Here is a 13,916-nt window from a genome sequence, read left to right as displayed (position 1 = left end):
GCAAATGACACAACAACAAACCTTGGCATTTGACTACATCGTGATAGGCGCAGGCACCGCAGGGTGCCTGATGGCCAACCGGTTAAGCGCCGACCCGAATAATCGGGTGCTGCTGATCGAGGCGGGCGGGCGCGACAACTATCACTGGATCCATATTCCGGTGGGGTATCTGTACTGCATTAATAACCCGCGCACCGACTGGCTGTTTCGTACCGAACCCGAGCAGGGCTTGAACGGCCGCTCGCTGATTTACCCGCGCGGTAAAACCCTGGGCGGCTGTTCGAGTATCAACGGCATGATTTATATGCGCGGCCAGGCGCGCGATTACAACCACTGGGCAGAATTCGTGGGTGATGATGACTGGCGATGGGAGAACTGCCTGCCGGACTTTATGCAGCATGAAAGCCACTACCGGCTGGATGAAGGAGGCGATGCGGATGCCGAGCAGCGCGACTTTCACGGCGATGGCGGTGAGTGGCGGGTTGAAAAGCAGCGCTTGAAATGGGATGTGCTGGACGATTTTGCCGAGGCGGCCGTGCAGGCTGGTATACCCCGCACCCAGGATTTTAACCGCGGCAATAATGAAGGCGTTGCCTACTTTGAAGTAAACCAGCGCAATGGTTGGCGTTGGAACACGGCCAAGGCGTTTTTGCGCCCCGCGCTTAAACGTAAAAACCTGACGCTTTGGCACTCTACCCAGGTGAATCGGCTCTGCTTTGAAAATGATCAGGGCAGCCCACGCTGTAAAGGAGTAGACGTTACCCAGCGCGGTAAAAACCTGAACGCCCGCGCCAGCAAAGAAGTAATTTTGTGCGCTGGTGCCATTGGCTCGCCGCATATTTTGCAGCTATCGGGTATCGGGCCTAAAGCGCATCTTGAAGAGCACGCCATTGAGGTGGTGCATGACCTGCCGGGGGTAGGTGAGAATCTGCAAGATCATCTCCAGATCCGCTCAGTGTATCGTGTCACCAATGCAAAAACGCTTAATGCTGTAGCAGGCACTTTGCTGGGTAAGGCAGGTATTGGCTGGGAGTATTTATGCAAGCGTACTGGACCCATGAGCATGGCGCCGTCACAACTTGGCGCTTTTACCCGCAGTTCTAACGAGTATGAGTACGCTAATATTCAGTACCACGTTCAGCCATTAAGTCTTGAGGCGTTCGGGCAGCCGCTGCATCCTTATCCGGCCATTACCGCCAGTGTATGCAACTTAAATCCCACCAGCCGCGGAACGGTGCGTTTAAAAAGCCGCAACCCTTCCCAGGCCCCGGCAATTGCGCCCAACTATTTAAGTACGCCTGAAGACCGCAAGGTAGCCGCAGATTCGCTCAGAATGACTCGCCGGATTGCCGAACAGCCCGCGTTTGCCAAATACGCGCCGGAGGAAGTGAAGCCTGGCCCTGCGTATCAAAGCGATGACGAACTGACGCGTCTGGCCGGCGATATTGGCACGACTATCTTCCATCCGGTAGGCACTACAAAAATGGGCCGTGCAGATGATCCCTTGGCTGTGGTAGATGCAAAATTAAGAGTGCATGGAATCAAGGGACTACGCGTTGCTGATGCGGGAGTCATGCCGACGATTACCAGCGGAAACACCAATTCTCCGACCCTGATGATCGCCGAAAAAGCGGCTAAATGGATATTAAATGAGATTTAGAATAAAAATTGTTGCATAAAGTTTTTTTTTCAGCATAGTGTTGACGTGCGGCTGAGTTAAGCGCATGCTTCACGCAGTTGGTTAGCAAGTCGAACGTTGTCAGCAGTATCGAACGCCTAAGCGTGAGTCTGGTGAAAGTTTCTTGTTCTACCCACTGCAATTCGGGTATTTCCCGGCTTTACATTAAGCTACATCGAGGATTTCGATCATGGCAACTGGTACCGTTAAGTGGTTTAACGACACTAAAGGTTTCGGCTTCATTTCTCCGGACGACAATGGCGACGACCTGTTCGCGCACTTCTCCGAAATTCAAGCTGACGGTTTCAAAACTCTGCAAGACGGCCAGAAGGTTTCCTTCGACGTCACTCAGGGTAAAAAAGGCCTTCAGGCTTCTAACATCAAAGTTGTGAACTAAGTTTCACTATTGATGTTTGCAGCTAGCGGTTAACGCTAGTTGGCTTAAGACCCCGCCATGTGCGGGGTTTTTTGTGTGGCAAAGAAAAACTTTTTATTCTATTTCGATATTTAAATGTTTCTAAAAATAACTTTTTAGAATATGAGGTTGGCGTCACAATAGCGCATGCTTTTTTGTTAGGGATGCTGCGTTATGACGCTGGATGCTTGGATTGCGATCGCTGTTGTTATCACTATTTTTCCATTAATGAGCGTATCGCGGTTAGGGCCGGATATTATTCTGCTGGGTGCCGTTATTCTACTGATGACGCTGGGGGTGATTGATCCCGCCCAGGCGTTAAGCGGCTTTTCCAATAGCGGTCTGTTCACGGTCGCCTTTATGTATGTGCTGGTGGCCAGCATCCGCGAAACGGGCGGCATCGATCTGATTATTCGTTATGTTCTGGGGCGGCCGAAAAGCGAGCGCGGCGCCCTGGTTCGGCTCCTGTTACCGGTTGCCTCGTTAAGCGGTTTCTTGAATAACACGCCCGTAGTCGCTACCTACATACCGGCCGTGATGAGCTGGAGCCGTCGGCTGCGGCGCTCACCTCAACGGCTACTCATGCCGTTAAGCTTTGCCTCCATTCTGGGCGGCACTATTACGCTGTTCGGTACCAGCACCAACTTGGTCGTGCATGGGCTGCTGGTTGATCGCTATCCTGATTTGACCATGGGGCTGTTTGATCTTGCCTGGGTGGGGATCCCCGTGGCCGTGGTGGGGCTGACTTACCTGATCCTGTTAGGGCCACGCCTGCTGCCTGCCCGTGAGGGCTTGGGGAATGCCTTTGCCAATCCGCGTGAGTTCACCATTGAAATGGAAGTCGATCGGGAGGGCGTCCTGGTCAATCGCACGGTCGAAGAAGCAGGCTTGCGCCATCTCCAAGAGCTTTTTCTGGTTGAAATCGAGCGCGATGGCAACGTGGTAAGCGTCGTGGGGCCCGGGGAGCAGTTAAAGGGCGGCGACCGGTTGGTGTTTGCCGGTACCAGCGATGCCGCCGTGGAGCTTCAGCAGATTCGTGGCCTGATACCCTCGCGCGATAGCGCTTCAAGCCTGGAAAAAGAGTTTAAAGAACGCCGCCTGGTCGAGGCCGTAGTCTCCAACCAGTGTCAGTTTATCGGTCAGCGCATTCGCGACGGGCGCTTTAGAACGCTTTACGGGGCGGCCGTACTGGCGATTTGCCGAGGCGGCGAAAGGGTCACCGGTAACCTTGGGCAGGTGCGTTTGCAGTCTGCTGACGTGCTGCTGTTGGAAGCTCGCCCGCCGTTTATCGAGCGTCATCGACAGTCAAAAGACTTCCTGCTGATCAGTGAGTTGAACGGCTCTGCACGGCCGGTTCATGAAAAGGCGCCGCTGGCCTGGGGAATTTTATTAGGTGCGGTGCTGCTGGCGGCATTCGGCGTGGTGAGCATGCTAAATGCCGCCATGCTGGGCGCGGCACTGGCGCTTGTTACTGGCTGCTGCTCGGTAGAAGCGGCCAAGCGCGGGCTGGATAGTCAGGTGCTTTTAACTATTGCTGCATCGTTCGGGGTAGGGGCGGCGCTGCAAAGTTCGGGAGCGGCTGACGCTATTGCCGGTGGCGTTTTGAATATTGTGGGCGGTAATCCGTGGCTGCTCTTGATAGGCACTTACTGTGTGGTCGCGCTATTGACTGAGCTGGTGACCAATAACGGCGCTGCCGTGATTATCTTCCCTGTGGTGATGGCCGCCGCCGAGAGCCTGGGAGTAAACCCCATGCCGTATGTGGTCGCTGTTATGTTTGCCGCTTCGGCCAGCTTTTTAACCCCGATCGGCTATCAAACCAATTTGATGGTGTATGGCCCCGGCGGCTATCGTATCAGTGATTTTCTACGCGTAGGCGGTGGTTTAAACGTCATTACCGGGGCAATCGCGCTGGCCCTGATTCCCTTGGTGTGGCCCTTTTAAGCTCGGATATAGCCCTTTTAAGCGCAAGTGCTCGCCGCCACTGCCGGTTTGCGCTAGGGTGCTTTTTTAATTAATACGTAAGGACAAGTAACATGACCGAACCTGGCGAACTGATTATTGAACCGCAAAATGGGCAGCCCGCCGATGCCTGCGTGTTTATTATTCATGGCTTGGGCGCTGATGGGCATGATTTCGAGCCGCTGGTACCCGCGCTTAACCTTCCCAAGGATGCCAGCGTGCGTTTTATCATGCCTCACGCGCCTCGGCTGCCGGTCACCGTTAACGGCGGGATGGTTATGCCTGCCTGGTACGATATATTAGCCATGGATTTAGGCCGTAGGGTGGATGAAGCTCAGCTCAAACGCTCTGCTGAACGTATTCAGGCGCTGATTCAGGAACAGATCGATCAAGGTATCGACAGCCAGCGGATTATCGTGGCGGGTTTCTCTCAGGGTGGAGCGGTTGCCTATCAGGCGGCGTTATCGTTTCCGCTGCCGTTAGGCGGGCTGTTGGCAATGTCGACCTACTTTGCCACCGCGGACAGCATTGAAGCCAGCGAGGCGAACCAGCACATTCCTATCGAAGTGCATCACGGCAACTTTGACCCGATCGTGGCGGAGAGTTTAGGCCGTGCAGCGCTTGAGCGGCTCAAGACGCAGGGCTACGCAGCTAACTACCGTCAGTACCCGATGGCTCACGCGCTTTGCCCCCAGCAGGTAGGCGATATTGGCCGCTGGCTAAGTGAGCGTTTAGCGTAAGGCTGCGTCGACAAGTGATCAAAAGGCAGGCACAGTAACCTATCGAAAAGCCGGTGCAAGGATAGCAAAGGCAGTGATAGCGTCCCTTGATGTTATAGAAGTTCTATTAGCGCTTTGTCTTCTGACAGCAGCGCTGTTGTGTTTATTTGATCGCCACTTGGTGCGTGCCTGCTGCTGCTTTGGGGTGTTTACCCTGAGCATGGCGCTGGCCTGGCTGACATTAGGCGCGCCTTGGCTAGCAATTGCAGAAGCAATCATTGGCGCGCTACTCACCGTACCCTGCTTTTTTTACGCGTTAGGCATCTTTTCCACCAACTCGTCTGCTTTACCGCGCTATGATCACTTTAAAGAGTCGCTGACACGGGGCATGACTCGCACGCTGTTGGCGCTTGCCTGGTGCGTCATGGTTGGCACAGTCATCCGCTTTGTACTCCCCGCTATGGTTTATTCCCCGCTTGAGCATCCATTGCTGTTCGTTGGTGTGGTGATCGTTGCCACCGCGATGGGCGCTTTTGCCTGGCATCGGCATTTATTACGCCGTCTGCTGGCGTTTAATGTGATGGGTTCCGGTGTGTTTTTACTCTTGGCGGGGATGGCGGGCACGAGCGTGCAAGGCCAAGCGTTTATTACCATTGGGCTGGTGGTCGCTTGGCTTGGCTCCTTGCTGAGCGCCTTGTTGATTCGAACGCTCTATCTGCGCGAAGGGCCAGCGGCGTTACTGGGTGCCAGCGAGCCTCAGGAGTCGAAGCAATGATGTGGCGATTTGGTCTAACAGACAGCACGTTTGAGCCGCTGTTAACCAGCCACTGGGCGTTGGCCATTGCCTTGTGCCTGCCGCTTGTATTGGGTGGTTTGGCGGCGGTATGGCCTCCAAAGCGCATGTGGGTAGTGGCCCTGGCGTGTGCTCCACTGCTGGTGTCTGGGCTTTTATTATTGATCGACTTTACGCAGATAGGGTTGCTGCGTTGGCAAGAGGAGGTGCTGGGAGTCAGCATTGGACTGCGCCTTAATGGGGTAAGCATACTGCTGTTACTCTTGACGCAATGGCTGGGCGCGGCATCGGCACTCTATACGCCTGGCCTGCTGAGCGTTTCGCCGCCGGAACGCCTAGCCCGCTGGCTGTGGCCGCTGATGGGCGTGGTAGTCAGCGCGCTTTCATTGGTTTGGCTGGCGACCGACCTTATTACGCTCTACCTCGCATTGGAGCTGATGGGGTTGGCAGCCGTCGGCATGCTGTTATTGTCAGGTAAGACGCCAGCGCTTTTTGCCAGCATGCGCTATTTACTGCTCACCCTGGTGGGGTCGCTTGCCTATTTATTAGGGGTGGCGCTGCTGCTGGGCTACTGGGGGCAAGTTGATTTAGCCGGGCTTGCGCAGGTGGTTGAACCAGGCCCGGTTACCTGGGTGGCAGCGGCGTTGATCGGTGGCGGGCTTGCCTTAAAGGCTGCCTTGTTTCCGCTGCACGCCTGGCTTTCCCCGGTGCATGCCAGTGCCTGGACACCGGTAAGCGCGCTGCATGCAGGGCTGGTGGTTAAAGCTTCGCTGTTTGTGTTGCTGCAGCTGTGGAGTATTTTGCTACCGGATACCTTTTGGGCGCCTCGCCTAGTCGCCTGGATGGGGATGCTGGCGATTATTTGGGGCGGATTGATTGCCTGGCGCGCCGAGTCGCTTAAAACGCTGGTGGCTTCATCAACGGTTGCCCAGCTTGGGTACCTGATGGTGGTATTTCCGTTGTTGTTAGGCCCAAACGTTGGGCCACTTGCCAAGGCGCTGGCCTGGGAAGGGTTCTGGCTGCAGTTAATGGGTCATGCGTTAGCCAAAGCCGCCATGTTTCTGGCCGCCGGCAATTTGATTCTGGCAACCGGTGAAACCACGCTGAAGGGGCTGGCAGGCTGTAGCCGCAAGCTGCCGCTTTCGTTATTAGTGTTTGGCATTGCCTCGGTCACATTAATGGGGCTGCCGCCTAGCGCAGGCTTTACGGCCAAATGGCTGCTGTTGCAGGCCATGGTGATATCCCAGCAGTGGTGGGCGGTGGCCGCGCTATTAATCGGCACGCTGTTAACGGCTGCGTATGTTTTTCGGTTTTTCCGCTACTCTTTTATGGAAACTGCCCCGCGCCACCACTATCAGCCGCTTTCCCCGGGTATGGATATCATCGCGCTTTGTTTGGCATTGGCAGCCTTTGTCTTGGGGCTGCTCGCTCACTTTCCGTTAGAACTTCTCCATGGGGGTAGCTTATGAACGCCGCTTGGCTACCTTTAACGGCCATTGCCGCCTCCCTGTTGGCCGCCGTGATTATTTTCTCCCTACCTGAAGAGTCAAGGCGGCTGCGTACCAGCATTAACTTGCTGGCCGCCGTGATTAAAATCACGCTGGTCACGTTGATGATTCAGCGGGTAGTGGCGGGCGATGAGGCTATTTTCAGTTTTCAGATAGTGGGCAATATTGATTTTGTCCTGCGTGCTGATGCGCTGGGGGTGATGTTTGCCGGGCTGTCGTCACTGCTTTGGCTGTGTACGACGGTTTACGCTATCGGGTATCTAGAGGGCACTGCGAATCGTAAGCGCTTCTTTGGCTTCTTCAGCCTGTGTGTGGCGAGTACGTTAGGCATCGCGCTTGCGGGAAATCTGTTTACCTTTCTGATTTTCTACGAAATGCTGACGCTTTCCACCTATCCGCTCGTGGTTCATTCGGGCACTGATAAAGCCCTGAATGCGGGGCGGATTTATCTGCGCTATACCTTGACCGCCGGTGTCGTGCTGCTTTTCGGCGTGGTGCTGTTATATAGCGTAACGGGCGAGCATTCGTTTGCCTCTGAACGAGGCCTGGGTGACTACCTGGGCGATCACCGCACTTTACTCACGTTTATCTTCGCCCTGCTGGTGGGCGGGTTTGCCGTGAAGGCCGCCATGGTACCGCTGCATGGTTGGCTGCCCAGGGCGATGGTGGCGCCTGCGCCGGTCAGCGCGCTGCTGCACGCGGTAGCCGTGGTAAAAGCCGGCGCCTTTGGGATCTTGCGGGTTATTTATGATCTTTACGGTATCGAGCTAAGCGTTGAGCTGGGCGTGACCACAGCCCTTGCCGTGGCGGCCTGTATTACCATTATTTATGGCTCGGTGCGGGCCATCGCTCAGCACGAGTTAAAGCCTCGGCTCGCCTTCTCTACCATCAGTCAGGTGTCGTATATCGTGCTTGGCGTAAGCTTATTTGGCCCCTTTGGAACGATCGGTGCGCTTGCCCATTTGTTGCACCAGGGACTTATGAAGGTGACGCTGTTTTTCTGTGCGGGCATCTATGCAGAAGAGCTGGGCATTCACCGTATTGATGAGATGGACGGAGCTGGTAAGCGCATGCCGCTTACCAGCTTGGCCTTTACGGTGGGGGCGCTAGGCATGATTGGTTTACCCCCCTTCGCTGGGTTTATCACCAAATGGTATTTGGGTATTGGCGCCATTCAGGCTGAAATGTACTGGGTCATTGCCGTACTTGTTGCCAGTAGTGCGCTGAATGCGGCCTATTTTCTGCCGATTGTGTATCGCCTGTGGTTTCGTGTGGGGCCTGCCCATGGCCATGGCCGCTGGCCAAACGAGCAGCGCCTGGGGCGTTTGGAAACCCATGGTTGGCTGCTTTGGCCGGCGGTGTTTACCGCGGTGATCAGTCTGGCCGCGGGGCTGCTTGCCGGGCTGCCGTTTAGCCCGCTGGACTGGGCAACCCGGGTAGCGGTAGGGGAGTATTTACAATGATAACGCTGCTGCTGGTAAGTGCACTCTGCTGGCCGCTGTGCGTGATGCTGCTGGGGATATGGCAGGCCTATCGTACTCCCGCTGTTCAGCGGCGTTATTTCTCATGGTGGTGGTTAAGTGCGGCGTGGCCCGCGCTCTTGCTAGCTTACGCAGGCGAATCCCAGTGGATAATCGATGCCTGGATGCTGGGCGGGCAGTGGTCACTGAACGCGCTTAGCCGCCCATGGCTGGCATTCACGGCGCTGCTCTGGAGCTTCGCGGCCTTTCATGCCCGGGGTTACTTTGCCAAGGAGCAGGCAAAGGCTCAGACGGGCGATCATGCCGCCGAACGCCGCTTGCTGCGCCTGGCCCTGCTATGGCCGCTGACGTTTGTGGGCAATGTTTTGCTGATTATCGCTCAGGATATCGCCAGCTTTTACCTGGGGTTCGCGGTGATGACGTTTGCCGCCTACGCCCTGGTAATACATAACGGCACGCCTGAGGCGAAGCTGGGCGCGAAAGCCTATCTGATTCTGGCGGTCATCGGTGAAAACTTGATTTTGGGTGGCCTACTTTGGGCGGCGGGCAGTGCGGAAACGCTGTTGTTGGAGGGCGTGCGTGAAGGTATCGCCACTGCCGAGCATGGCGCTCTGATGGCGGGCTTGCTGTGGCTGGGGCTGGGCATTAAAGCGGGTGTCATCGGCCTGCATGTGTGGCTGCCGCTGGCGCATCCCGCTGCCCCGGCACCGGCTAGCGCCGTATTAAGCGGGGCGATGATCAAGGCAGGGTTGCTCGGCTGGATTTATGTACTGCCCCTTGGGGAGCCCGCCATGTCAGAAGCGCTAGTCCGTCTGGGTGAAATAATCCTGATAGCGGGATTAGCCGCGGCTTTTGGAGCGGCGCTATATGGCGTGTGGCAGCGTCATCCCAAAGCAATACTTGCCTACTCCAGTATCAGCCAGATGGGCATGCTCACCGCGATGATTGCCATGGGGTTGGCAGCGCCAGACGTATGGCCTTTGCTGTTACCGGGCGTTGTGCTGTTTGCTGCCCATCACGCGCTGGCGAAAGGGGCGCTGTTTATGGGTACCAGTATTAGTGAACACTTACCTCGCTGGCCGTTAGCGGTCGTGTGGATATTGCTGGCACTCCCCGCGTTATCGCTTACCGGGGCGTTTGGCGCGGGCCTGATCAGCAAGTGGACCGTGAAGAGCGCTCTGTATGAGATGCACCATGAGCAGTTGATTACACTGTTAACCTGGGCAGCCATTGGTACGTCAGCACTGGTAAGCGTTAGCTTATGGCGCCAATGGCAGCAGCGTAGCGCAGGCGGTAGCCATCCGGGCCAGTGGGGCGCCTGGCTTGCGACATTGGTCGCTGCGCTAATGACCCCGGTGTGGCTGCCACTTCCCGAGGCAAGCGTTGCCATCCCACCGCTGAAAGAATGGGTTAGCCTGATGTGGCCGCTACCTGCTGGGGTGTTAATGATTGGGTTTGGCTTGCTATTAACGCGCCGCCTGCGTATCGGCACGCCACCTGCCGGTGATTTGTGGTGGCTTTATGCACCGCTCGGTTACACAGTGGTGAATGCGCTGCGCTTAAGCGGCGCGTGGCTTAAGAATGCTAAATCGACATCTGTTGATATCACTCTATTGATTGAAAAGCAGGTAATGAGGCGCTTAACTCAACTAACGGGCATGGAAGGCTGGATGCGGCACCATACGAGCGGTTTGATGATGGCGCTCGCTATCACACTGGCACTGTTACTAATCTGGGAAGGGGCATAATGAGCCACGAGAATGCACCGAACCATCGGGGACGGGATGCCGAGAAGCCAGATGAAATTACGCGCCGTGGTTGGTTTGACATCGTGTGGCGCGTGCTGCGCGCCGCCAAGCGTGACCGTCTTACCATGCTGGCCGCTGGCGTTGCGTTTTACGCACTGTTAGCGCTATTTCCAACCATTGCCGCAGTGATCTCGCTGTGGGGATTACTGTTCGACCCGGTTGAAGCGGGTCGGCAGCTTTATGAGATAAGCCGCTTTATGCCGCCTGATGCGGCAGACCTTATTGACCAGCAGACCCAGGCAGTGGTTGAAAGTACCGAATCAGGCAGCGTGATGACGGTGCTTGTGGGGCTTTTGGTCGCGATGTATATCGCCTCCAAAGGGGTAGGTGTGCTCGTGGTGGGACTCAATGTGGTTTATGGCGAAAAGGAGCGGCGTAACGTCTTTCTTCGTGGCGTTGTATTAACACTGCTGACGTTTGGGCTGATCGGCATGACGCTTATATCGCTTGGCTTTATCGCTATCGTACCGGTGCTGGTCGACGCATTAATCGTGGAACCTCCCTTTGATCAGCTATTTAAGTGGCTGCGCTGGCCTGCGTTATTGGTCATCATGAGCTTTTTAATTGCCTTATTGTATCGGTTTGCGCCGTATCGACGAGCAGCGCAGTGGAGCTGGTTAAGCTACGGCACGCTGTTGGCCACCATATTATGGCTACTGGGATCGGGTGGGCTTTCCCTTTATGTGCGCTTCTTCACAAGCTTCAGCGAGCTTTACGGCTCACTGGGCGCGGTGGTGGTGTTAATGATGTGGTTTTGGCTTTCTGCCTTTGTGGTATTGCTTGGCGCAGAAGTGAACAGTGAGATGGAGCGCCAGACCTATAGGGACACCACCATAGGCGAGGATCGTCCATTAGGTGAACGCGAAGCCTTTGCCGCCGATACGCTAGGTGTTGAAAACCCTTGGAACGGTGATAAAGAATAAACCCGCCAGTAGCTAGCTGGCGGGTTTCCCGTACGCTTATCGAGGATATTTACCCTCGTTATATAAGGCTCTTTACAGAAGTTCTTCAGCCGCCAGCGCCAGGCGCGAGCGCTCAACGCTTTTAAGCGTAATGTGCCCGGCATGCGGCCAATCACGGAAACGCTCGACCACGGCCGCCATGCCGCAGGTATTGGCGGTCAGGTAAGGCGTATCGATTTGCCCTACGTTGCCTAAACAGACAATCTTGGTATTACGCCCGGCTCGGGTCACCAGCGATTTAAGCTGTTTAGGAGTAAAGTTCTGCGCCTCGTCAATAATCAAAAAGGTGTCGTTTAAGGTGCGCCCGCGCATAAAGCTGGGCGAGCGAATTTGCACCCGCGAGCCGATCAGTTGCCGTGTGGCGCCATTATCCCAGGTGGATTCCCCTTCGTCATTGCGCAGCAGGTTGTCCATATTGTCGTGGAAGGCACCCATCCACGGCGACATTTTCTCCTCTTCAGTGCCGGGCAGAAACCCGATGTCCTCACCCATGGGAATAGGGGCGCGGGTAAACACAATGCGTTCAAACTGCTTGGTATCCAGGGTCTGCTGGAAAGCTGCCGCCAGGGTCATGAACGTTTTGCCCGTGCCTGCATTACCGGCAATCGTCACCAGGTCGATGTCCGGGTCCATCAGTAGGTTAAGGGTAAAGTTTTGACGACTATCGTGAGCGTGAACTCCCCATACGCCGGAGTGGTGGCGGTAGTTGGTTAAGAGCTGCAAGCGGGCTGATGAGGGGGAAAGCTCACGGATAATGGCTTCAAACTCGGCGCCGTTTTCGCAATCGGATACCAGCATCCCCAAGTGCCAATGGCGGGGCATGTCACCACTTAGCTGATAAAACGTATGATGGTCTACCCGTTCAACGGTGACATCGACATTGAGCGTTTCCCAAAGCGTGGCGCCATCATGCCCGGCATCGGCATAGATTTGGGCACCTTCGATCATCGCGTCACTATCTGAGAATGCCCGGTCGTTAAAGTAATCTTCTACCGGTACCTTAAGTGCCGCGGCCTTGACGCGTAGATTGATGTCTTTGGTGATCAGGATGACGGACGCGTCAGGGCGTTCGTCACGCAGGCGACAGGTTTCAGCCAAAATGCGGTTATCGGGGCTATCGTCTAATGCATCGAACGGTTTCAGGTCGTTGTAGCACAAAAAGTGCAGGCGCCCGGTTTCCCCACTGATCCGGGGGATGGGAATGCCGCGCTGAATTTCATCAAAAGTAACTTGGTTGGTAAGGTCAGAGAGCGTACGGCTAATTTGCCGTGCCGTACGGGCGATTTCTCGAATTCCGTTTTTGTGCTTATCCAGTTCCTCAAGGACAGTCATGGGGATAACCACGTCATGCTCGTCGAAGTGATAGAGCGCAGCGGGGTCATGGATCAGGACATTGGTGTCCAGGACATAAAGCCTAGTCGCTTTCTTATCGAGTCTTACCATCGGTGGAATAACTCCTTGGTTGACGGCAACATCGACACTGGCAGTTACATCTTACGCCTATATGACACTTGCCTGTGTCGTTCCTCTGGCGTGTCCTTAAGTCTCCTTCTTTAGCACTTTTTTATAGCGTGGAAGGCAATCGCGTTTTTTTCCACTGCTATATTTCAACGAAGTGACCGTTAGCGCGTATTACCTAGAAAACGCGCCACATTATTTAGTAGCGCGGTGGCCACTACACCAAGGTTTTCGCCCTCAACGTAACGGTAATAATGGCTGTCGAGCGCAAGGTCATGATTAAGCGCGCAAAGCGTTTTTTTCTTGAGCGCCTCCTTCACCAGCGGATAGGGGAGCAGCGCCCAGCCCGTGCCGTTAATGACCGCGTCGCGAATCACCTCAAACATGGTGAATCCCAGGTAATTAGCCGAAAAAAGCGCTTCGCTGACCAGTTTGTCGTCCTGAATATGGGTTAGGCACACCTGAGTGTATTGCGCCAAATCATCGCGATTAACGCTGGGTAGCCGACTAAGCGGATGCTGAGGGGAGGCGACTAAGCGCATCCCTACCGGCGCGAGATTAGCTGCGCTGGTAACCACGCCTTCAGCAGTATATAAACCAAAAGCGATATCCACCGTTTGGCGCAAAATAAATTGGCTGTGCTCTTGTGGGGGAACGAGATAGACCGATATGGCCGTTAACGGAAACTGCTGCTTTAAATCGTGCATTACCTGGCGCCAGAACCGCTCGGGAAGCGCATCGTCGCGGGCGATGCACAGCTGGTTTTCAACCCCTTGCAGGTGCTGGTGGCAGTGCTTTTTAATGCGGCTGGCGCTGGTCAGCAGCCGGTAACAGTCGGGCAGTACACTTTCACCTACCGCCGTGAGCGTCAGGCTATTGCCCGAGCGCTCAAACAGCGCCACGCCCAGGCTATCTTCCAAGGCATGGACAGCGGCACTTAGCGTGCTTCGCTTTATGCCTGATTGACGGGCAGTGGCGGCAAACGAGCCGTGCTCGGTGACCTCAACAAACGCTTGAACTTGTTCAGCACGCATATTAGAGCCTTAGATATAAGCGCTAATTTTTTTAGCGCTGAGTGATTCGTTTAACGTTAGCACAAGCGCTACTATGCGCCACGATTTCCTATTTGCTT

General features: G+C 55.3%; 11 protein-coding genes. 9 read left to right on the top strand and 2 right to left on the bottom strand.

What is annotated here, in order from left to right:
• Positions 1–4: 4 nt before the first annotated feature.
• The 9 genes from ACT3R7_RS13855 to ACT3R7_RS13815 all read left to right on the top strand — a co-directional run bounded on the left by ACT3R7_RS13855 (position 5) and on the right by ACT3R7_RS13815 (position 11,287).
• The gene (locus ACT3R7_RS13855; protein WP_441675540.1) at positions 5–1,660 is read left to right on the top strand and encodes a GMC family oxidoreductase; all 1,656 of its coding nucleotides are present in this window, start codon (positions 5–7) and stop codon (positions 1,658–1,660) included.
• 208 nt (positions 1,661–1,868) lie between these two features.
• Complete coding sequence (locus tag ACT3R7_RS13850) at positions 1,869–2,075, top strand: cold-shock protein (protein ID WP_018916514.1); 207 nt, start codon at positions 1,869–1,871, stop codon at positions 2,073–2,075.
• Between the two features lie 192 nt (positions 2,076–2,267).
• Positions 2,268–4,037 carry an SLC13 family permease gene (locus ACT3R7_RS13845; protein WP_193091186.1) on the top strand — a complete coding sequence of 590 codons (1,770 nt, stop codon included), beginning with the start codon at positions 2,268–2,270 and terminating at the stop codon, positions 4,035–4,037.
• A 92-nt stretch (positions 4,038–4,129) separates the two neighbouring features.
• A complete protein-coding gene (locus ACT3R7_RS13840; protein WP_193091187.1) occupies positions 4,130–4,795 on the top strand; it encodes an alpha/beta hydrolase in 666 nt (221 codons plus the stop codon).
• A gap of 73 nt (positions 4,796–4,868) precedes the next feature.
• Complete coding sequence (locus tag ACT3R7_RS13835) at positions 4,869–5,549, top strand: hydrogenase subunit MbhD domain-containing protein (RefSeq protein WP_193091188.1); 681 nt, start codon at positions 4,869–4,871, stop codon at positions 5,547–5,549.
• Positions 5,546–7,036: a complex I subunit 5 family protein gene (locus tag ACT3R7_RS13830; protein WP_193091189.1), complete on the top strand. Its 1,491-nt coding sequence runs from the start codon at positions 5,546–5,548 to the stop codon at positions 7,034–7,036. The genes ACT3R7_RS13835 and ACT3R7_RS13830 overlap by 4 nt, the downstream gene beginning before the upstream one ends.
• Complete coding sequence (locus ACT3R7_RS13825) at positions 7,033–8,538, top strand: proton-conducting transporter transmembrane domain-containing protein (RefSeq protein ID WP_193091190.1); 1,506 nt, start codon at positions 7,033–7,035, stop codon at positions 8,536–8,538. Before ACT3R7_RS13830 ends, ACT3R7_RS13825 begins: the two co-directional genes overlap by 4 nt.
• Positions 8,535–10,304: a proton-conducting transporter transmembrane domain-containing protein gene (locus tag ACT3R7_RS13820; protein WP_193091191.1), complete on the top strand. Its 1,770-nt coding sequence runs from the start codon at positions 8,535–8,537 to the stop codon at positions 10,302–10,304. Before ACT3R7_RS13825 ends, ACT3R7_RS13820 begins: the two co-directional genes overlap by 4 nt.
• The gene (locus ACT3R7_RS13815) at positions 10,304–11,287 is read left to right on the top strand and encodes a YihY/virulence factor BrkB family protein (protein ID WP_193091192.1); all 984 of its coding nucleotides are present in this window, start codon (positions 10,304–10,306) and stop codon (positions 11,285–11,287) included. Before ACT3R7_RS13820 ends, ACT3R7_RS13815 begins: the two co-directional genes overlap by 1 nt.
• A 72-nt stretch (positions 11,288–11,359) precedes the next feature.
• Here ACT3R7_RS13815 and ACT3R7_RS13810 read toward each other — a convergent pair whose 3' ends face one another.
• Positions 11,360–12,769, bottom strand: coding sequence for a PhoH family protein (locus tag ACT3R7_RS13810; protein ID WP_192536841.1), 1,410 nt, complete (start codon positions 12,767–12,769; stop codon positions 11,360–11,362).
• A 179-nt stretch (positions 12,770–12,948) separates the two neighbouring features.
• Positions 12,949–13,818, bottom strand: coding sequence for a LysR family transcriptional regulator (locus tag ACT3R7_RS13805; protein ID WP_193091193.1), 870 nt, complete (start codon positions 13,816–13,818; stop codon positions 12,949–12,951).
• Between the last annotated feature and the right edge of the window lie 98 nt (positions 13,819–13,916).

The sequence above is a fragment of the Halomonas sp. AOP43-A1-21 genome (genome assembly GCF_052376775.1).
GTDB classification, from domain to species: domain Bacteria; phylum Pseudomonadota; class Gammaproteobacteria; order Pseudomonadales; family Halomonadaceae; genus Vreelandella; species Vreelandella colorata.
Note: the sequence above shows the minus strand (reverse complement) of the source record. Positions and strands in the feature narration are given on the sequence as shown.

Bases quoted from the DNA above. Each gene is read 5' to 3' on its own strand.
- ACT3R7_RS13830 (WP_193091189.1), top strand. From the start codon at position 5,546: ATGATGTGGCGATTTGGTCTAACAGACAGCACGTTTGAGCCGCTGTTA.
- ACT3R7_RS13850 (WP_018916514.1), top strand. From the start codon at position 1,869: ATGGCAACTGGTACCGTTAAGTGGTTTAACGACACTAAAGGTTTCGGC.
- ACT3R7_RS13820 (WP_193091191.1), top strand. From the start codon at position 8,535: ATGATAACGCTGCTGCTGGTAAGTGCACTCTGCTGGCCGCTGTGCGTG.
- ACT3R7_RS13825 (WP_193091190.1), top strand. From the start codon at position 7,033: ATGAACGCCGCTTGGCTACCTTTAACGGCCATTGCCGCCTCCCTGTTG.
- ACT3R7_RS13845 (WP_193091186.1), top strand. From the start codon at position 2,268: ATGACGCTGGATGCTTGGATTGCGATCGCTGTTGTTATCACTATTTTT.
- ACT3R7_RS13855 (WP_441675540.1), top strand. From the start codon at position 5: ATGACACAACAACAAACCTTGGCATTTGACTACATCGTGATAGGCGCA.
- ACT3R7_RS13810 (WP_192536841.1), bottom strand. From the start codon at position 12,769: ATGGTAAGACTCGATAAGAAAGCGACTAGGCTTTATGTCCTGGACACC.
- ACT3R7_RS13840 (WP_193091187.1), top strand. From the start codon at position 4,130: ATGACCGAACCTGGCGAACTGATTATTGAACCGCAAAATGGGCAGCCC.
- ACT3R7_RS13805 (WP_193091193.1), bottom strand. From the start codon at position 13,818: ATGCGTGCTGAACAAGTTCAAGCGTTTGTTGAGGTCACCGAGCACGGC.
- ACT3R7_RS13815 (WP_193091192.1), top strand. From the start codon at position 10,304: ATGAGCCACGAGAATGCACCGAACCATCGGGGACGGGATGCCGAGAAG.